The sequence below is a fragment of the Paenibacillus urinalis genome, from assembly GCF_028747985.1.
In the GTDB taxonomy this organism is placed as follows: domain Bacteria; phylum Bacillota; class Bacilli; order Paenibacillales; family Paenibacillaceae; genus Paenibacillus; species Paenibacillus urinalis.
Window position 1 is genome coordinate 2,638,304 of record NZ_CP118108.1, and the last position, 19,729, is coordinate 2,658,032.

Sequence of the window (19,729 nt, forward strand, 5' to 3'; positions counted from 1 at the left end):
AATAACAAGATGTTCATAGGAGTAGTTTATGAGAGGGATTGACATAGCCAAGAAATTGAACATTAGCACCAGTGCCTTAAGGCATTATGAATCCTGGGGGTTGGTTCCTAAGGTGGAAAGGGAGAAGAATGGATACCGAATTTATACCGTGGAGCATGAGGCCTATTTTCAATGTATCCGTGCGCTCTTGCCTGGATTTGGTATGGAATTGATTAAGGAGCTTATGCCACTTATTATAAGAGGGAACAAGATGGAGGCATTATGGCTGGTTAATCAAGCACAGGTAAAGCTACATACAGAGAAGGAAACTGTACAAAAAACGGCAGAAATACTTGAATTAAATGAGCTGATGGAAATTCCGCGTTTCTTTGATCGAAATTATTTTACAATTGGGGATGTAGCAAGAGAAGCAAATGTATCTACGTCTGCCATCCGACACTGGGAGAAGGAAGGGTTGATCACTCCAGATCGACACAAGGATAGTGGATTTCGTATTTACAATGCGTCTGATATCCGAAGAGTACTGATCATTCGAACTGTGCAAAAAGCCGCCTATTCATTGAACATTGTTCGTGAGGTATTAGCGGATCTTGAGAAGTATAACATTGCCCAGGCGAAAGAAATAACACTAAAGTCACTGGCCTACAATGATTACGCATTAGAAGAACAAGTACGTGGAATAGCAGCGTTACAGAATCTTCTCGATGTGGTGTCTATAGTACATTTAAGACAAGGAGAATAATTACATGGCAGAACCGTTGAAAAAAATATATAATCCAACCTTTCTAATGGAGTTCGGACAAACGATACAAGCTGCTGATCCTTCCTTTCCGGCTGAAGCTTTCGTAGATAAAGTCATGAATGAGCATTGGGAGGAGCTTGCTCTGAAAGCTCGGATTCGTCATATTACTAACGTGCTTGGAACTTTATTGCCTGAACGATATGAACATGCAATAGATATTTTACTTGAAGTGAACCGGCATTGCTCTGGTTTCCCTTATCTGATTCTACCAGATTATGTCGAGGTATTCGGTCAAGCCGATGAGCATTTTGAGCTGTCCATGCGAGCACTTGAGGCATTTACGCAGCATTCTTCTGCTGAGTTTGCGGTAAGACCGTTTATTATTCAGCATCCTAAACGGATGATGAAGCAAATGCGATCCTGGTCTACAAGTGAGAATGAGCATGTACGGCGGCTCGCAAGTGAAGGTTGCAGACCAAGACTGCCGTGGGGACAAGCATTGACAGAATTTAAGCGTGATCCCGCTCCAATCCTGCCTATACTGACTCAATTGAAGACGGATCCATCCTTATATGTTCGTAAAAGTGTGGCCAACAATCTGAATGACATTGCGAAGGATCACCCAGAGCTGGTTCTACAGATTGCCAAGGAATGGATGGGACAGAATCCGCATACGGATTGGATTGTCAGACATGCCTGCAGAAGCTTAATTCGCTCAGCCGAACCGGAAGTGATGGCCCTGTTCGGATACACTTCAGCCTCAGAGACAACGCCGCTAGCTATGGAGGCAGCCGTGTCGGTAGTTCCTGTCACGATAAATATTGGAGAGAATACAACACTCAGGTACGAGCTGCTTGTTCGCACAGGTCCCCCTGTTCGTATTCGAATCGAATACGGTATTGATTTTGTTAAGGCTGGAAGCAAGGTTTCCCGCAAAAAATTTCTGTTATCGGACAAAACAGTAGAAGGAGGTTCCCGGCTTAGCGGCTCAAGGACCCATCGCTGGGCAGATTTGAGCACACGCCGCCATTACCCCGGCCTTCACCGTATTGTACTGCTCTTGAACGGTCAGGAAATTGCGTATACGGAATTACAGCTTCAAAATGCCATAGAGGGACCAGCTTTAAGCAATTTATAACAAATAATTGATGCGCCCGAGGTCTATTACTTTAGACTTCGGGCGTTTTGTTTTTCCCCCAAAGAAAATGACGACTTTTAAACAAGAATGCTGTAATATTAACTCACTTCATTTGGAAGCGCTATCAAAAAGAAGAGAGGAGATGAGTATTTATATGAGGAAGCTTGCCGAGAGAGTCCTTCAATCACTGCATTCCATCGTTGTTCAATTGTTTTTGCTCTTTTTTATCGGTATGGCCATACCGGTAATCATCATGGGATACCTGTCATATGAAAAATCAGCCTCCATTGTAGAGGAGCAGGTAAGCAAGGTAGCGTCTCTTACGATAACGCAGCTGAGTGACAAATTGAATATGTTCTTCAAGAAAATCGACGATTCCTCCATGATGCTTCTCAACAGCAAAATTATCCACGGCATATTGGAGGATCAGGAATCCGGATTATACGAGAGCACCGCTAAGGTGAAAGAGGGAAAAGATTTGCTGACCTCCATTATGATCAACTCGCCTGAGATTCTGGATATTTATATTTTTGATATCAAAAAGCGGAATTCTGTGCTCAGCGCCGACTCCTTTATGTCGATTCCCAACCATGAGCAATCCGAGTGGTTTAAGCAGATTTTTCAGGCTAATGGAGCCTCTGTCTGGTTTGGTTTATCGGAGGAATCGTACCTCAAACAGGCGGGTATGGGCTTTCCTATATTCGGATTTGGCCGGGCTATTCGCAGCTGGGAAACAGGTGAAATAACCGGAATTTTATTTTTTGAAATGATGGGCAATGTGCTGATTTCGGAGCTCGACAAGGTCCAGTTTGGTGACAGCGGTTATGTGGTCATCACGAATGATGAGCATCAGTATTTTTATCATCCGGACAAGACACTCTACGGGCAAATCAGTGATCTGGAGCTCCCCGCTCAAATGAGGCAGTTTCACAGTGGAAATAAGAGCACTCTCATGATTCCTGAAAAAATGAACAACGGCTGGTATGTTCACGGCATTGTACCGCTGGAAGAACTGACAGCTGATTCCGCAAGTATTCGAAAATTCACAGTATGGATTATACTCTGTGCTCTTCTGTTTGCAATAGGAATGGGTTATTTTGTCACCTTAAAAATAGGAAATCCGCTGGTGAAGCTGAGCCGTTTGATGCGAAAAGGAGAAGAGGGCAATCTTAGTGTGCGAAGTCCGGATGTAGGAAGCAATGAAATTGGACAGCTTGGCAAGAGCTTTAACAAAATGATTGAACAGATCGATATCCTCATTCAACAAATCGCAAGAGAGGAGCGAGAGAAGAAACTGGCGGAAATCAGGGCTCTCCGCTACCAAATTAACCCTCACTTTCTCTATAACACACTGAATTCCATCCGATGGCTGGCCAGGCTGAACCGAACGACAGAGGTCGATCACACGATAACAACACTTGTACAGCTTCTCGAAGGGAGCTTAGCCCGCGACGGTGTTTTTATAAGGCTGGGAGAGGAGCTGGATCTGCTTACTAAATATATGATCATTCAAAATTACAGATATGATTATGAGATTCAGCTGGACATCAGCTGTCCGGATGAGCTTAGGGAAATACCGCTGCCGCGTATGCTGCTTCAGCCTATTGTAGAAAATGCTATTTTTCATGGTATTGCTCCAAAGGACAGTGGAGGCCGTATCGAGATTAAGGTTGCTTTGAACGAAAAGGATTTAACAATTCTCATTCGTGATGACGGTGTTGGGATGAGCAGTGATCGATTGGAGGAGCTGTTGAACCGGGACAGAGAACGATTTAACCAAGGGATGATGAATATCGGAGTCAGGCATGTGCATCAAACCATTCAATTGTATTACGGCGATAACTATGGCGTGCAAATGAGAAGCGGAATTGGGGCCGGAACCGAAGTGAAGATTACCTTATCCAGCCAAGGGGGAGATTTGGATGTGCAGGGTGCTGTTGGTTGATGACGAGAAAATAGCAAGAACAGGACTAAGGACGGTCTTTGATTGGAAAGGGCATGGCTATGAAGTCGTAGGTGAAGCAGCTAACGGTGCTAAGGCGATGAAATGGGTCGAGAGCAGAGACATCGATATCCTCATTACGGACATTGCAATGCCGGTTATGGATGGGCTTGAGTTAACCCGTGCAGCCAGGGAGTTGTGTCCTTGGGTTCAAGTCCTGCTGTTGAGCTGCCATAGTGACTTTAAATACGTAAGGGAAGGAATCCGGCTAGGTGCCTCGGATTATATCTTGAAACCAACATTAACTGAAAGCACGTTAGTCCCTGTCCTTGATCAGCTGCGAAAAAAATGCACCAGGAAAAACAAAACCTTCGGATACTAAACGAATATAGGAAGGAGGCTATCCTGCTGCCGTATAAAAAGAAAGAGCACCTGCTGTACAAGGCACTGTCAGAAGATATAGTTGCCTCAACAGCCTTTCATACGGAGATGACTGCAGGACCATTTCGGATGGCTGTATTAGACACTGACGGCTCCAATATTTCGTTAGAACAGCTCAAGAAGCGATGGTATGAGGTGTTTCCGAATAGCATCTTCTGTACTGCTTATTCTCATCAATGTGTAATCTATTTGCCTGAGGATACGGCGAAGATCCCTTTACTGGCCGAGTGGATAGACACGCAGCGCAGCCTCCGGGATTTCTCAAGCTCAGAACTCAATTTGACTATTGGAATAAGCAGGAAGCATCCACCTTTACACCGGATTCGTTCTGCATGGGAAGAGGCGAGAACAGCGCTTGCCGCGACGTTTTTCACTGGACCAGGAAAGGTGCTGACTGCTGAAACAATGGAAAAGGATTACCCTGCAGATTCAGCAAATAACCAGGAATCGATATTGCAATTTACCGACATGATCCGCTCTGGCCTGTATAGCAAAGGAGAGGAAATCCTCGAGAATATATGCAGGTGCTGGATGAGCTCAAACAGCAAGCAGCGGGTAATCACAGAGGCGGAAGGAGTGTTAAGCCTGTTTGTTCAGCAGGGAGCAAAGCACGAAATTGCTGCTCACATCAGGCAGCTGGATCGGTTAAAGCAGGTTCATGAAGTGATCGTTATTGTCAAACAGGATTATCGTGATCTTGTCGCAGCGTTATCTACTGCTCTGTCTCCGGAAGAATCCATCCATGAACGAATTGTGGCCCAAGCAGTCAGTTATATAGAGACCCATTTCAGAAAAAGTATTTCACTTCAAGAAGTAGCAAGTCACGTATCCGTAAGCCGTAATTACTTTAGTGAGATGTTTAAACGCGTAACCGGGCATACCTTCATAGATTATTTGATTCATTTAAGGCTTGGGCATGCTAAACACCTGCTGGGAAGCTCCTCGCTCAAAGTGTATGAGGTAGCAGAAATGTCCGGTTTCAATGATGTAAAGCACTTCAGCAAACAATTTAAGAAATGGGTCGGCATATCTCCTGCTGAATATCAAGGGTTGTATCGCAAATGAATCATCGGAATCCAACACACTCTTTCGGAACATATCCCGTTCAATGGATAGTTCAACCCGATTTATAATAAAAGCGCTTACAAAAAATACTTCGTAGTGAAGTCATCTACATTCAGCACCTAAAATTCATGGGAGGGAAAAATGATGACAAGAAAACAGGCTAGAGGGGCGATGCTTGTACTCGCGCTGTTGTTCTCCACAATTCTTCAAGCATGCAGCGGAGCAGGAAGCGAAGGATCGGACGGAGAGTCGGGGGAAAAGGTAAAGATCAAATGGGCAAGCTGGGGCAACCCGGGAGAACTCAGCCGGTATCAGGAGCTGACGAAAGAATTTAACAGCACGCATGCTGACATTGAGGCAGAATTTATTCCGATCCCCGGTGAGTACGACCAAAAAATTCTGACACAGCTTACAGGAGGAACAGCCCCGGATATCTTTTATGCCGGAGATGGACTTATCGTTAAATTGATTGAGAACAACAGTATTGAGAATCTTACACCGCTTATGGAGGCGGAAGGCAGCCTGATTAAAGAGGAGGACTACTTTCCAGGGTTATGGGGTGCAGCTCAGCGGGACGGACAAACCTATGGTGTTCCCGTAGACTGCAATCCGATGGTGCTCTGGTATAACAAAAAGGTGCTTGAGGAGGCGGGAATAACGGAACTGCCTGCAGAGTTGCAGGGGCGCGGAGAATGGACATGGGACAAATTTGAGGAGATGACGACCAAAATTCGTGAGAGCAATAAATACGGATACGTATTGGATAACAGCTGGAACACTTATCATAGCTGGGTTACTTCGAACGGAGGCCAGATTTATGATGGGAATGGTCAATTTATCGGAGCAACGGATGAGCGCTCCAAGGAAGCATTTCAGTTTCTATACGATAACGTAAGAGTAAAGAATATTACGTTCTCAGGCACCCTTCCCAAAGGACAAGGCGGAGATGCAATGTTCATGTCCAACCAAGTTGGCTTTGTCGGTGCTGGGCGCTGGTACCTGCCGTTGTTTAAGAAAAATGCCAGCCTGGAATATGATGTCGTGACATGGCCGACAAACACCGGCAACAAAATCGAGCCGGCAGGGATAGCCACTGCCTATCTCGTGCTTAATAAAGCCTCAAAGAACAAAGAGGCAGCCTTTCAGTTCTTCTCCGAATATCTCAACAGCGATGGTCAAAAATTCCGCCTGCAAGGCGGTAGTAATGCCGTTCCATCCGTTGGAGGGGTTGATGAAGTTGTACTTGAGGGCAACCTTCCTGAGCATGCACAGCTGTTCTTAGATGCACGTGAGGTGGGTTATGCACTTACTCCTGCTGAGGCGGGTATTCCAGGATTAACTCAGGACATCGCCTCCAAGTTCGAGGCGCTATGGCTGAAAGATCAGCCGCTGGAATCTTCTCTCATGGATATTCAGACGATGGCGAACCAGAAGATCGACGAATATAAGAGCAAGTGATATTGATCATGTACCCAGCTAAGGAGGTGTCTGTATAGTGAACTTGCAGCTGCCGAGACCTTCGTTACCCTCTTCATCTCCGAAGGGTGAAATGTCCTCGGGAACAACATGGACCAACAGAAGGAAAGACGGCTTGTGGGGATATTTCTTTATCTTCCCGCAATTATTGGGTTTAATCTGTTTTGCCCTGATTCCGTTAGTTTCTGCCTTTGCCATCAGTATGATGAACTGGGACGGCATGGGAACGAAAGAGTTTGTCGGATTTGCCAATTTTGCTTCCCAGCTGAAGGATGAAGAATTTCGGATCGCTGTCGTCAACACGATCTACTATACGATTCTATCAGTACCGACAGGGATTGTTCTCGCGATGCTTGTTGCGGTTGGACTGAACAAGGTGAAGGGCAAGGTCTTTTATAGACTGATTTACTTTATGCCTAATATTACGATGTCCGTTGCGGTTGCTGTTGTTTTTATGTGGCTGTTCAATGCGGATTTTGGCCTGATCAATCTGTACTTACAGGAGTGGTTCGGCATACAGGGACCGCAGTGGCTGACTGATAGCAGATTTGTTATGCCTTCTATCGCTCTGCTAAGTATCTGGATGGGGCTTGGAGGAAATATGGTCCTCTTTCTGGCGGGTCTTCAAGGAATTTCGCCCACATACTATGAAGCCGCGCAGATCGACGGGGCAAGTAAATGGCAGCAGCTCAAGTACATTACGATACCACTGTTGTCGCCAACCACCTTTTTCGTAACCATTATGTCCGTTATCGGCTCATTTCAGGTCTTTGACCAGTCCTTTGTCATGACATCGGGCGGACCAGCAAAAGCCAGTTATACGATGGTTTATCATATTTATGAAATGGCATTTGTTGATTTTACTTTTGGAAAAAGCACGGCAGCGGCCGTCATTCTATTCATCGTCATCCTTACCCTTACATTGTTCCAAATGAAAATGTCGAAGCGTTGGGTGCATTATGAGGATTAGAAGGCCCATCTTATGAGAGGAGGAACCACGAATGCCGCTTAAAGGCTTCAGGATCAGTACGCTGCTGCTTCATTTTGTGTTAATCATCGGCGCCTGTATCATGGCTTTGCCTTTTGTCTGGATGCTGCTCAGCTCCTTGAAGGACTTGTCCCAAGTGTTTGTCGTTCCGCCGAAATGGATTCCTGATCCGTTTGTATGGACCAACTTCAGGGATTCTCTCACTGCGCTGCCCTTTGGCAGAGCTTATCTCAATAGTCTTTACATTAACGTCATTGTTGTCCTATGCCAGCTTATTACTTGTTCTATGGCAGCATATGCCTTTGCAAAAATCAAATTTCCGCTGCGGGAGCCTCTGTTCGTCATGTTTCTCGCAACTATGATGGTTCCTGGACAGGTGACCATTATTCCACTGTATTTGATGTTTAAAAATATCGGCTGGCTGGATTCCCATCTCGCCATCATCATCCCATCTGCGCTGTTGAACGCGTTTGGCGTTTTTCTACTGAGACAGTTCTTTCGCGGAATACCAAAGGACATGGAGGAGGCATCGATAGTGGATGGCGCAGGGAGGCTGACCATCTATGCTAAAATTATGCTGCCGCTGATTAAACCGGCATTGTCTGCCTTAGGTATTTTTACTTTTCTCGGCATGTGGAACAACTTCTTTAATCCTCTTATCTTTCTAAACAGTCCAGAGAAGTTTACCGTGCCGATGATGTTGAATTTATATCGAGGGATGTATTCAACGGACTGGACGCTAATGATGGCAGGTGCATCTATTGCCCTAATTCCGGTTCTGATCGTCTATGTAATCGGGCAAAGATACATCATTGAAGGAGTAACACTTTCGGGAATCAAAGGATAGAAAATTTATTATAATCTTTTACTCCCTTGGGTAAGATCCCATCACTCTTTATACAAAATAAAGAATAGTCCAAGATGTCGTAATTGGGAAAGTCTTGAATGAATTCTTATCGTATATGCAAAGCCGTCCCTTCTACTTCATCGTGTTATGTCCTGATCCGGAAATGGTTGCGGAGCGAGAAGCTGCAAGAGACAAGAAAGGATACGGCGATTGGAGTCTGCATGCCCTTGATCAAGTATTAAGGAATGAAACTTCTCCTGTCGGGATGCGGCCTAACGCGCTTTCGATAATTTTAAATTACGGATCGAAGGACGAGATCCTATCTCCAAACGAGCTGATAGAAGATTTATTAAAGGTCATATCTGAAATTCAATCCCGTTATATCCATCAACAATAAATGGAGGAGATATAAATGACGATTCTAGTAACCGGTGCGACTGGGACGTAGGAAGACATCTTGTTCATGAACTTGTACAAATGGATAAAAATGTTAGGGCAGTTTTACGTCATCCGGACAGAGCCGTTCTCCCGGAAGGCGTTCAGGTTGTATATAGGGATCTTACTGAACCAAAAGCAGGCGAATTATTCAAAAAAGGATGTCCAATATAGTAAAAAAATGGTATGATCTGATCATCCTAATCGATGAGGTGAATTATGGCTCTTCAATCCAAACAAATATTTGTGAACCTGCCTGTTAAGAATTTAAACGCTTCAATTGAATTTTTCTCTTCTATCGGCTTTGCATTCAATGAACAGTTCACTGATGAGAACGCTACCAGCATGATTATCAGTGACCAAATCTATGCGATGCTGCTGACAGAGGATCGTTTTAAATCCTTTATCAGCAAACCGGTAGCAGACGCAAAAGCCGCTGCACAGGTTATCCTCTGTTTATCTGCAGATAGCAGAGAGCAGGTAGACGAGATAGCGGACAAGGCTATAGCAGCAGGAGGAAGATCATACAGTGAACCTCAGGATCATGGCTTTATGTACGGAAGAAGCTTCGAAGATTTAGACGGACATCTGTGGGAGATTATGTGGATGGACCCGGCGACCGTAGAATAATGATTTAATCGGAAGCCCTCTTACAAGCGCTTAATCAGCGTTTCAATAGAGGGCTTTTTATGTGTTATCGGTAGAAAGATCATATACTGGAGGAGATCAATATCACGGAGGTTGCAAAACAAGCAGATACATCACTTTATCAGTTTCAACCTATGTTTATCTACCTGACGGATATTTCTGTGGGCGAGTACATCCGGCGGAGACGTCTAACCTTGGCAGCACAAGAACTTAGCAGAACGGACAGCAAGGTGATTAATATTGCTCTGAAATACGGCTACGACACTCCCGAAGCATTTACCAAAGCTTTTCGCAGGCAGCATGGTATTACTCCGAGTGAAGCGAGAAAGCCGAGTAGTCAACTTATTTCATTTAACCGTTTGGTGATCCAGGTGAGTTTGAGAGGAGCATAACCGATGAAGTACAGAATTGTAGAAAAAGACGCTTTTGATGTTGTAGGTATTCATCGAGATTTTTCACTATCTAATGGAGACAATATGGTGATGATTCCACAGATGTGGAAAGAAGTGCATGAGAACGGGATTAATGACCAGTTATTCGGCTTGAATAACGGAGAGATCAAGGGAGTGCTCGGTGTCTGCGTGTCCAATGAGGAGCAGCAGAAAGAACAAATGATGACCTACTGGATTGCAGCGGATTATCGGGGGCAGACTCCGGAGCATTTGTCAAAGCTTACAATTCAAGCTGCGAAATGGGCTGTATTTGAAGTGGTTGGTCCTATGCCTGATGCGATGCAGAAGGTGTGGAAGCAAATTTATACTGAGTGGTTTCCTTCTAGCGGATACGTGCAATCAGGCTTCATTGAGTTCGAGTACTATACAGATCAAGATCCTTACAGTCCCGATTGCTATTCAGAGATATGGATTCCTATAAAATAGCACTGTAACGAATAGCTGTAACGATGAAAAGAACCTATAGGATAAGCAGGGTGCTGTGTTATAACAGGGCTCTGCTTATTTGTTTATTGTAAGAATTAATAAGAGTATATCTGAGAATTTATCAGACGAATCTGTAGTGACAGCAGCGCTGGGAAGAGAGTGATTTTATTGAACTTTGTTGGAGCGCTACTGTTTACTAAAATCTTAAATTTTCTTCATATGCAGATGGGCAAACGGACATTTACCCGTAGCTGGCTGTTCATCGTCGCTCAGAAAATATTGCTTCCATTCAAAATTGTCCTCACTGCCATAGAAGTTCAAATCTGGGTGAACACCGATTTCATCATACTCGGTAATTCTTTCTCTAATCTTTTTCTTAATTTGAGCAGCGGCCGACATGTTCTTATTGAATTCGGTAAGCACCCAGCGAGGGGTAATGGCAAAGATAAAGTAAGGGAAATGCCGGCTTTGCCTTCGCTGATGAGCGGGAGTTGCACAATACATAAAATATTGCTCATCACCATAGCAGTATTCCCACACGTTATGATCCGGGTCTTGCGGAATCTGCTCAGGCCACGGCTGTTCATCACGCGCGCTCGTTTTACTAAGCACATCCCAGAACAGACCCTGATAATCTTCTACATGGTAATGCTCAACTAGATCTGCCGGGGTTTCGAAAATAGCAATGAGAGAAGTATAGTTGCCGATTTCTTTTGACTGCTCTCCATAAGCAGCAAGGCTCTTTGCCAATTGCTCCGAAGCTTGTGGTGTTCGGGGATCACTAAGAAATACATAGCGGAAATGATTCAATTTATATCCAATGGTTGCAGGTATGCAGGGGAATTTGTGGTCGGTATCCGACATTTTCGCAGAGAAAAAACGATAAGCTTCTTCCATCCAGCCACCTGGTGATGCATGCTCTAAATTTTCTTTATCAAACATCAGCATTGATCTCGGCCTCCTTATGTTGCTATTACTGTATTAAAGGAGGCCCAAATGTGTGTATTTGTCTATACATTACGTTCTCAGCATGCTGTTGAGATAAGTTGTAATGATTGCTGTGATCTCATCTCTTGCGTCTTGATGACCACATTTAACGAGTGCGTGATTCAGATAGTTTGAATTGGCTGACCATTTGATCGAGCAGAAGAGTGGTGCTTTCTACATTTTGGGAGGTGTGTCGTACATTCTTAATTTCGTGAATTAGTTCCATAACTTTGGATTCAACCTCTGTTGATATCGCTCGATTTTCAATACTGGTGCCTGCGATTTTCTCCATCAGCATCACAACTTCATCTACGACTTGAGTCTTGCGGGCATTTTCAACAGAAGCTGCTGATAATAGCTCTATAGCGGCGGATACTAACTCATTCCCTTCATGAACAACTCGGCTTCCTTCATCCATGAATTTGTAGGCTTGAACGGCATCGTCACGTATGTTTTTAATAATCTGATGCACTTCTGCAGTTGATTCGTTGGTCATCTCGGAGAGTTTACGGATCTCAGAAGCCACTACAGCAAAACCTCGACCATGCTCTCCGACTCTGGCTGCCTCAATGGAAGCATTTAAGGCAAGCAGCTGCGTCTGCTCCGAAATCTCCTCAATCGCTCTTACTACACTGCGAATTTGCTCGGTAGTATGCATAAATGTTCGGATTGATTGGTTTGTATCTTCCACTTTTTCATGAATCTGCTGCATTTTATCCCCGATTCTTTCGACCTCAGACTGCGCGATGGCGATTTCCTTGGATGCGTCCAGTTCGATCTTCTGAAGCTGGGTACGCATTTGACCTGTCACTTCCTTAGCCACGTCAATATCGCGAAGCTGATCAAGCGTGTGCTGAATCATGTTTTGAACATTTTGATTCACTCGCTGGGTCGAGCCCGCTGTTATTTTCGTTGATTCATTTAACGTATGCTGGCTGGATAATACATCTGCCGCCGCAGTTTTTACTCTTAGCATGATGCCTTCAAGGGAATCAATCATATTGTTAATCCATTTGGCTAGTTCACGGGTTTCATCGTTTCCAAACTCATTTGGTTTCAGACGCTGAGTTAAATCCCCTTTACCTTCTGCATTTATTCGTATGAATCGGGTAATATCTCTTAGTCCTGCGACAATTTTCGTAGTTTCTTTTTTATGTACGATTGTGAAGATCGTGAGGATGGAGAGCAGCTGAATGACTCCGGCAAGAAGAGCTCCCATCCAAATCGAAGAATAGGTTGCTATAAAATACGTAATGGCACCGGTTATAATCGAACCCATGACTGCTAACAATGCTTGTTGTTTCAATTGATTGTATCCTATACTTCGTATCCGGTAGACTTCCTCTAGATCGCCTTCGCACATCATCCCCCAAGTATCGGGGCAATGAGGAAGTCGAAAGGTAACACCTTTGCCTATGACAGGGATATGGCGATAGTCTGAGTAACCTGGAAATTCCACAAATAAGTTACTGCCATAACGAATGGTATTTGCGACACCGGGGTGAAGCTCGTTCGTAGACGGATCAGTGAACATTAATTCAAGTTCCGTATGTTCCTTTACTGAAACCGTTCCCCAGTCGGTGCTTATGCCGTCTTTCAGATTTTCACCATGGGTGAAGGTATGATCTTCAAACCTGCTTCGAGAAAGAGCTGTTCCAGGAAGGATACTCGTATTAAGCTCAGGTCTCGCCATAAAAATATAATTATCACCGGAATCCGGATAGATATGTCCTGATTCTCTTTGAATCAAATCACCGATCACGTCATTGGGGATTCTTGCGCAGAGAGAGCCCATGTAATGATCATCCTGCCATATCGGTTCAATGAACAATAGAGTCATCTGATCATGGAAAGTGGAAGAGCGAGGTCCGATTTGTAGAGTGAGCGGATCTCGATAAGGTCCGAATAGACATTTCCTGTCTTGATGATCAGAAGAGGATACGTATGAGATCCCTTCCCATAAAGCATGGGCTTCCGAATATTTCGCAGCAATATGCGATTCGTAAGTGGAGTAAATCACCTGATGATTACTATCTAGTAGAAAAAGCTCAGTTATGTCCGTTGCCCGGCCGCAGGTCTGAGCAAACAATTGGCTCCGATTGCTCATCTGATCGTTGTCAAAGAGTGAAGACTCGCCTGCCACAGATTTCAATTGCGTAAGCAGCTGCTCCAGATGGCGCCAATAATCCTCCGTCCAAGATATCAGAATGTTCATTCTTGTTTCTGCGATTCCTTCAAAGATTTCCTCTACATCTTTCTTAAGATTTTTGTTTAATTGGTATGAACGCCATAACGGCAACCCTTTTTTGAATCCTATCCAATCAAACATAGATCCACCCCCACGTTTTCTCTTTGGATTTTTAATGAATATAATACCATATACCTATAATAAATAGGTGGTTATTCCAAAATATTTAAAACTTTATACCTGGTTCATATGAACTATGAAGTAGCCTATTGAATTAATCTTAATCGATAAAACACGAACGTATGTGCTATAATTGCGGAGTGAGTGACTTGAGTAGAAATAGATGAAATGAAGAGGAGTTTAGAATATCCATGAATAATCAATTAAAGGAACAACTGCTTGCCTTATCCGATCAGAAATATCAGCAGTTTACAGCACGGCTTATACCGAATATTACGAACCTTCTCGGTGTCAGACACCCTGAGCTGCATAAGCTGGCCAAGACGATTGCCAAAGGCGATTGGCGTACATATCTAAAACAGGCTGATGACGAGTATTTTGAAGAGGTGATGCTTCAGGCAATGGTTCTTGGCTACATCAAGACTGATATTGACGAGTTGCTGGAATATGTAGCTGCTTTTATACCCAAGATCACGAATTGGTCTATCTGTGACAGCTTTTGCAGCGGACTTAAGATAACGAAGAAGAACAAACCGCGTGTATGGGAGTTCGTTATCCCTTATCTGTCATCTGCGGATACCTATCATATCCGCTTTGGTGTCGTGATGCTTCTCACTTACTTTGTTGATGAAGAATACATTGAACAGGTGCTGCAGAAGCTCGACACCATACACAGCGAGGAATATTATGTTCAGATGGCTGTTGCTTGGGCTATATCGATCTGTTATATCAAAATGCCGGAGCAAAGCACGAAATATCTGTTAGAGAGCTCGCTAGATAAGTTCACTTATAACAAGGCACTGCAAAAAATAACCGAATCTTATCAAGTAAGTGCGGAGCAGAAAGAGCTGATTCGCAGCATGAGAAGAAAATGATAGAAGAAGACAGTGTAGTGATCTTTTCAATACGTTTGAGAGCTGAAACGAACCGGGTATATGTTTAAAAGACAAGTGGGGGTTTACCCCTTGGAGAGAGCGGGTGGATTCGGAAAGTAGGTGCTCATCATGAATACGATAATAGGGATCATTCTAATAGCTATAGCTGTGATCTGTGGCTTCATCATTCTTTCATCGATTTTACGATCGAGAGCCCACAAGACTCCGGGGCAGATGGTAACGACAATTCATGGCAATCCGTCTACAAGCAGGGCGTTTACCTGGCACAGTCGTAATCCGAATAGCAGTGCTCAGCTGCAAATCACAAAGGGGAATGTGAGAGACTTTGAACACAGCTTTGTTGCAGGATATGAAGCTAACCATTCCGTGATCAGACTAGAGGGTCAGGAGATGGCTGTTCATCGAGTGGTAGCAGCAGGTCTCAAGCCGAGCACAATGTATAGCTATCGGGTAAGAGACAGCAATGAGGAAGATTGGAGCGAACCCTATACTTTTACAACGGCAGCAGAAGAGATATCAGAGGTATCATTCATCTATGTAACGGATTCCCAGGCGGATAAGGTGAACGATTTTCGTCTCTGGGAAAATACGATGAAACAGGCGTTTGCCCGATTTGCAGATCCTGATTTCGTTGTGCACGCCGGAGACTTGGTTGATACAGCAGCGAAGAAGAGCGCATGGAGCTATTTTTTTAATGCCAGCACATTCTGGATTGGAGAGACGCCCATTGTTCCGGTCATTGGTAATAATGATATCAAAGACATCGGAGCAGCCCGTTATGCTTCCTATTTCCATCTCCCTGAGAATGGAGCTGAAGCGCTGAAGGGAACACAGACGAATTATTCCTTTGACTACGGCTGCTTACATATTGCAGTACTGAATACGGAGATGTGTATTAAGCAGCAAACGAAATGGCTCGAAGCCGATCTGGAAGGAACTCATTGTGAATGGAAGATCGTGGTGATGCATCGACCCATCTATGGCGGCACGATTACGAAAAAGCTGGTGGATTGGTCTCGCATTATCGACAAATATAAGGTGGATCTGGTGCTTCAGGGTCACAATCATGTGTACTCACGTTCACATCCTGTGAAGGACGGAAGGGTCACCGGGGATGGAAGCGATACGGTGCGAGATCACGAAGGAGCCATCTATGTCGTAGTCAATGCCAGCGGACCTAAATTCAACAAGCTGAAAGAGGATCAGTTCTATCATAAGCTGCATTTTCAGAATAATAAGCAAATCTATGCCGGAATTTCGATCTCGGGGAAAATGCTGACGTATCAAGCCTATGACGTGGACGGTCAACTGCTGGATCAATTTAGAATTCTACATTGAGAGAGAGATAGGCTCGCATCTTACTCCAATATGGAGTAGGACGCGAGCCATTTATATTTGTGTTTAATTAATCAATTCCTGGAATATGTTAAATCATTGATTCTCACTTATTCTGTGTGTCCAATGGTTATGCTCACCAATTCTATAATGGTAAGAGTGATTCTCTCTTCACGGTGCGGACGCCGGCTACCGGTGCCACCTTGTATCCGCCAGCTGCCACAAATCGGATGCGAATCTTATCCTTACCCGCTGTTATCGTCTCAGGCAGATCATATATGAACGTCTCCAGCTGGTTGAGCTCTTCAGATTCAAGCACGCCTTGGCCAAGCTTTATCCCGTCCACCTCCATATGGAAGCGAATCTTTGGATCAGATGTTTTTAGATAGGTGACGGCAAGGCTTACCGGAGCATCCGGATGAACCTTCATCTCAAAAGAGAACCAGCCAGACGGCCATGTATCTCTGTATTTTCGATTGTAGATTTTGCCTAGATTTACGTGCTCGCCTTCAAACTCATGATCCCGTTCCGGCTGCATTTCAGCAGGCTGCATAAAGTCGATTGTGATCTCCTCCAGCCTCGCTTGATAGGCTGCGCTATCCCGATATTCTGCCTCGGTCTGCATCCATTCTTCCGGTGTGAACACGTCAAAATAGACGGTATAACGATGATCGTAGAGTGAGTAGAACGGTCTGAAATATACGTCAGAGCCACGGTCAGTCAGATGATAGAGTTGTTCCCCGGCCGGCTTAATGCGGTCTGCGATCCCTTCGGGCGTACCGATCAGTACCGCTGGCAGCTCACGTTCCTTGACGCTCTCGGCATATTCATAATCTGCAGCCAGCACTTGCGGACCGTACATGAAGGCAACACGCTTAGGGTTGTCCGGCATGGCTTCCACTCTGACAGTCATTGGAATCTCATATTCTACAACATCCCCATCCTGCCATTCCCTAGTGAGCGAAATGTAAGTAGAAGGGGGAGCGTTAACTGGTAAGGCTTCACCATTAACTTTGATGCTCATGCCTTTCTCAACCCAGTAAGGACAGCGGATTTGGAGTGTAAACTGTACCTGGTTATCCGCATGGACTGTTATGCGGCCGGTCGCTTCTTGTGGGAAGCGGGTCTCCTGCTGTAGGGTGACGCCTAGCTCTTTCCACTGAACTGTAGACGGAACATATTGATTCACGAACAAATTACGATCTTGATGAAAATAAATGGCGCTCCCGTATAAAGAGTGACTCTCCATACTTGATCCTACACAGCAGGTAAAATCCTCGAATTGAGAGTTGAACGATTTTTGACCACCCATTTCCAGGGATACAAAATAGCAGACGCTGCCATCCGTTGGGTTCTGAGAAGCAAGAATATGATTGAACATCGCTCGCTCGTAATAATCTGCATAATGAGCAAGAGCATCCCATTTGAACATGTGTCTGGTCAATTTCAGCATGTTGTAAGTGTTGCAGGTTTCACATGTGCCTTCCCCAAGCCGGTCGTTCAGCTGATCTGGTTCGCCAAAGTGTTCATTGTAGCTGTTCCCCCCGATAACATAGGAATGGTGATGAACAACGCGATCCCAGAAGAAGCGGGTAATATCGGCATATTTCGGTTCTCCTGAAGCTTCGAATTGTCTCGCTGCTCCAATAATTTTGGGAATCTGGGTGTTGGCATGACGTCCGGCGAGCGTGTCTTTTTCCTCAGAAATATCGTTCAGTACTTCTCCATGATAAAAGCGCTCGGCCAGCTTCAAGAACCTGTCATCACCGGAATGTTCAGCGAGATCGGTAAGTACTTCGTTCATTCCGCCATATTCACAGTGCAGCACTTGCTGCATCTGCTCCTCGGTAAGTCCGGCACAGATATCCTCAAGCCATTCCCCAAGCCGAATCTCGACTTCCAGTGCCAGCCGATTATCCGTAAGAGTATAAGCATCACGCAGCCCGGCAAATAGCTTATGCATCGTATACAGTGGAACCCAGCCGCCGTTCAGATCAAATCCTTGGGATCGGATATCCCCGGCTTTAATTTCCTCGAACAACTCTCGGCCTCGCGGGATACCGGATACATAGCCATTCCCGTGACTGTCCTGGCATACTTTAAGCTCCTGAGTGACGTAATCAGCACGCTGTTTAAGCTCTTCATTTCCCGTTGACGCATACATCAGCGCACATCCGGACAAATAATGTCCCAAGGTATGACCGCTGATACCTCTGGATTCCCATCCTTCATAGTGAGCAGCCTTTGGTGTTAGTCCTGCATACTCACGAAAACGAGATAGTAAACGATCCGCATCCAGCTTCAGCAGGTAGGCTGTATTTAGTTCCATCGCATGTTTAAGAGGACCGGCATCCACTCTGACGTGGTGCAAGTCAAATGCAGCAGCTTTCAATGTTATTCTCTCCTTATGTCTTGCCAGCAATGAGAAGCAAGTGTATATTTTTATCATTAAATTACCATTCATCTCTAGATTTGTCGGTAGATTAAGGTTACATAAGGTGGACATTTCCGACAGACCTATATGGGGGAACGCGAATGAATTATTTGAAGATTAATGGGGATCAGCCTGTGCATTTCTTGGCAGCAGGGGAATTTATTTCTGAAACGGAATGGATTCATTTGGACCGGATTATGGGTGTTTACGAGCTCATTATCGGGGTGGAGGAGACGGTATATATTGAGGAAGACGATACACAGTACGAGATCAGCCGGGGAGACATCTTACTGCTGCAGCCAGGGAACCGGCACAGGGGATACCGAGTATCTAAGCCTGGTGTGAAGTTCTATTGGTTCCATTTTGATTGTCCGAAGCCGCCACAGATTCTAAGTTCATCTGAAATGGAAGAAGAGAGCCTGTCGATCCATTCAGAGCCCGTGCTGGCTTGGACCGTGTCTGATCTATATCTTCCGCAGTATGCTTCAGCTCCTTACGGTGACCGGATCCATATTATTGTCAACCAAATTCTGCACGTAGCCAATTCAAGCTACTATACGAAGCAAAGTGTACATTACTTGATGACCTCGCTCCTTATCGAAATATCCGAGCTTACCCTGCAGCGGCTTGCAGAGCAGAACTCCCGAGTGTCTGAAGGGAAATCTCATTTTGTCAAAATGTTGGAGTGGACGAAGCTGCACGCGGCTGAGCCGCTGACTGTAAATATGATTGCTCTTAAATTCAATTATCATCAGGACTCGGTATCTCGAATGTTTAAGCAATATACCGGCATGGGTCCGCTCGCCTATATTCATCAAATACGGATGGAGAAGGCGAAGGGGCTGCTTACTCGGACAAACCTGTCCATAAAGGAGGTGGCCGAGGAATCGGGCTATCCGGATGAGAAGTATTTTATGAGATTGTTTAAGCGAAATGTAAATATGACTCCGACCCAATTCAGAAATGCCTACCATCAGACTTTTATGAACAACGTGTAATTTATCCATTGAATACGCATACAGATGGTGCTATTATTTAACAAATAGTTAAATATATTTATATATATGTAAACTATCTGTCGATGTACATACCTCATATTCAGTCTTATC

General features: G+C 44.7%; 18 protein-coding genes. 15 read left to right on the plus strand and 3 right to left on the minus strand.

Features of this window, described 5'->3' with window-relative positions; all coding sequences use genetic code 11:
- Positions 1 to 28: 28 nt before the first annotated feature.
- The 12 genes from PUW25_RS12125 to PUW25_RS27435 all read left to right on the plus strand — a co-directional run bounded on the left by PUW25_RS12125 (position 29) and on the right by PUW25_RS27435 (position 10,600).
- Complete coding sequence (locus tag PUW25_RS12125; RefSeq protein ID WP_047911710.1) at positions 29 to 742, plus strand: MerR family transcriptional regulator; 714 nt, start codon at positions 29 to 31, stop codon at positions 740 to 742.
- Between the two features lie 4 nt (positions 743 to 746).
- Positions 747 to 1,880, plus strand: coding sequence for a DNA alkylation repair protein (locus PUW25_RS12130; RefSeq protein WP_047911711.1), 1,134 nt, complete (start codon positions 747 to 749; stop codon positions 1,878 to 1,880).
- A 154-nt stretch (positions 1,881 to 2,034) separates the two neighbouring features.
- Positions 2,035 to 3,825 carry a cache domain-containing sensor histidine kinase gene (locus PUW25_RS12135; protein ID WP_047911712.1) on the plus strand — a complete coding sequence of 597 codons (1,791 nt, stop codon included), beginning with the start codon at positions 2,035 to 2,037 and terminating at the stop codon, positions 3,823 to 3,825.
- Entirely contained in the window at positions 3,803 to 4,204 is a 402-nt protein-coding gene (locus PUW25_RS12140) for a response regulator (RefSeq protein ID WP_274338610.1), read from the plus strand. Before PUW25_RS12135 ends, PUW25_RS12140 begins: the two co-directional genes overlap by 23 nt.
- A gap of 128 nt (positions 4,205 to 4,332) precedes the next feature.
- A complete protein-coding gene (locus PUW25_RS12145) occupies positions 4,333 to 5,328 on the plus strand; it encodes a helix-turn-helix domain-containing protein (RefSeq protein ID WP_274338611.1) in 996 nt (331 codons plus the stop codon).
- A 144-nt stretch (positions 5,329 to 5,472) separates the two neighbouring features.
- Positions 5,473 to 6,786, plus strand: coding sequence for an ABC transporter substrate-binding protein (locus PUW25_RS12150; RefSeq protein ID WP_047911714.1), 1,314 nt, complete (start codon positions 5,473 to 5,475; stop codon positions 6,784 to 6,786).
- Positions 6,787 to 6,877: 91 nt separating this feature from the next.
- A complete protein-coding gene (locus PUW25_RS12155; RefSeq protein WP_047911968.1) occupies positions 6,878 to 7,774 on the plus strand; it encodes a carbohydrate ABC transporter permease in 897 nt (298 codons plus the stop codon).
- 31 nt (positions 7,775 to 7,805) lie between these two features.
- Positions 7,806 to 8,639, plus strand: a complete 834-nt coding sequence (locus PUW25_RS12160) for a carbohydrate ABC transporter permease (RefSeq protein WP_047911715.1) — start codon at positions 7,806 to 7,808, stop codon at positions 8,637 to 8,639.
- A 94-nt stretch (positions 8,640 to 8,733) separates the two neighbouring features.
- On the plus strand, positions 8,734 to 9,036 hold the full coding sequence (locus PUW25_RS12165) for a hypothetical protein (protein ID WP_238546354.1): 303 nt from the start codon (positions 8,734 to 8,736) through the stop codon (positions 9,034 to 9,036).
- Between the two features lie 257 nt (positions 9,037 to 9,293).
- Positions 9,294 to 9,704, plus strand: coding sequence for a VOC family protein (locus PUW25_RS12170; RefSeq protein ID WP_047911716.1), 411 nt, complete (start codon positions 9,294 to 9,296; stop codon positions 9,702 to 9,704).
- A 101-nt stretch (positions 9,705 to 9,805) separates the two neighbouring features.
- Complete coding sequence (locus PUW25_RS27430; RefSeq protein ID WP_338000054.1) at positions 9,806 to 10,114, plus strand: helix-turn-helix transcriptional regulator; 309 nt, start codon at positions 9,806 to 9,808, stop codon at positions 10,112 to 10,114.
- Positions 10,115 to 10,117: 3 nt separating this feature from the next.
- The gene (locus tag PUW25_RS27435) at positions 10,118 to 10,600 is read left to right on the plus strand and encodes a GyrI-like domain-containing protein (RefSeq protein ID WP_047911717.1); all 483 of its coding nucleotides are present in this window, start codon (positions 10,118 to 10,120) and stop codon (positions 10,598 to 10,600) included.
- A gap of 204 nt (positions 10,601 to 10,804) precedes the next feature.
- On the opposite strand, the gene PUW25_RS12180 is transcribed toward PUW25_RS27435, so the two are convergent.
- Together PUW25_RS12180 and PUW25_RS12185 are read right to left on the minus strand one after the other, a co-directional pair.
- On the minus strand, positions 10,805 to 11,548 hold the full coding sequence (locus PUW25_RS12180; RefSeq protein ID WP_047911718.1) for a YqcI/YcgG family protein: 744 nt from the start codon (positions 11,546 to 11,548) through the stop codon (positions 10,805 to 10,807).
- Between the two features lie 145 nt (positions 11,549 to 11,693).
- Positions 11,694 to 13,916: a methyl-accepting chemotaxis protein gene (locus PUW25_RS12185; protein WP_047911719.1), complete on the minus strand. Its 2,223-nt coding sequence runs from the start codon at positions 13,914 to 13,916 to the stop codon at positions 11,694 to 11,696.
- Between the two features lie 230 nt (positions 13,917 to 14,146).
- Here PUW25_RS12185 and PUW25_RS12190 point away from each other — a divergent pair, with 230 nt between their 5' ends.
- Together PUW25_RS12190 and PUW25_RS12195 are read left to right on the plus strand one after the other, a co-directional pair.
- Complete coding sequence (locus tag PUW25_RS12190) at positions 14,147 to 14,830, plus strand: DNA alkylation repair protein (RefSeq protein ID WP_274337084.1); 684 nt, start codon at positions 14,147 to 14,149, stop codon at positions 14,828 to 14,830.
- A 129-nt stretch (positions 14,831 to 14,959) separates the two neighbouring features.
- A complete protein-coding gene (locus PUW25_RS12195; protein WP_274337085.1) occupies positions 14,960 to 16,189 on the plus strand; it encodes a purple acid phosphatase family protein in 1,230 nt (409 codons plus the stop codon).
- A 142-nt stretch (positions 16,190 to 16,331) separates the two neighbouring features.
- Here the strand turns inward: PUW25_RS12195 and PUW25_RS12200 are convergent, their stop codons facing one another.
- Entirely contained in the window at positions 16,332 to 18,578 is a 2,247-nt protein-coding gene (locus PUW25_RS12200) for a glycoside hydrolase family 127 protein (protein WP_274338612.1), read from the minus strand.
- Positions 18,579 to 18,721: 143 nt separating this feature from the next.
- Between PUW25_RS12200 and PUW25_RS12205 the strand changes: the two genes are divergently transcribed.
- The gene (locus tag PUW25_RS12205; protein WP_274338613.1) at positions 18,722 to 19,618 is read left to right on the plus strand and encodes an AraC family transcriptional regulator; all 897 of its coding nucleotides are present in this window, start codon (positions 18,722 to 18,724) and stop codon (positions 19,616 to 19,618) included.
- Positions 19,619 to 19,729 lie beyond the last annotated feature (111 nt).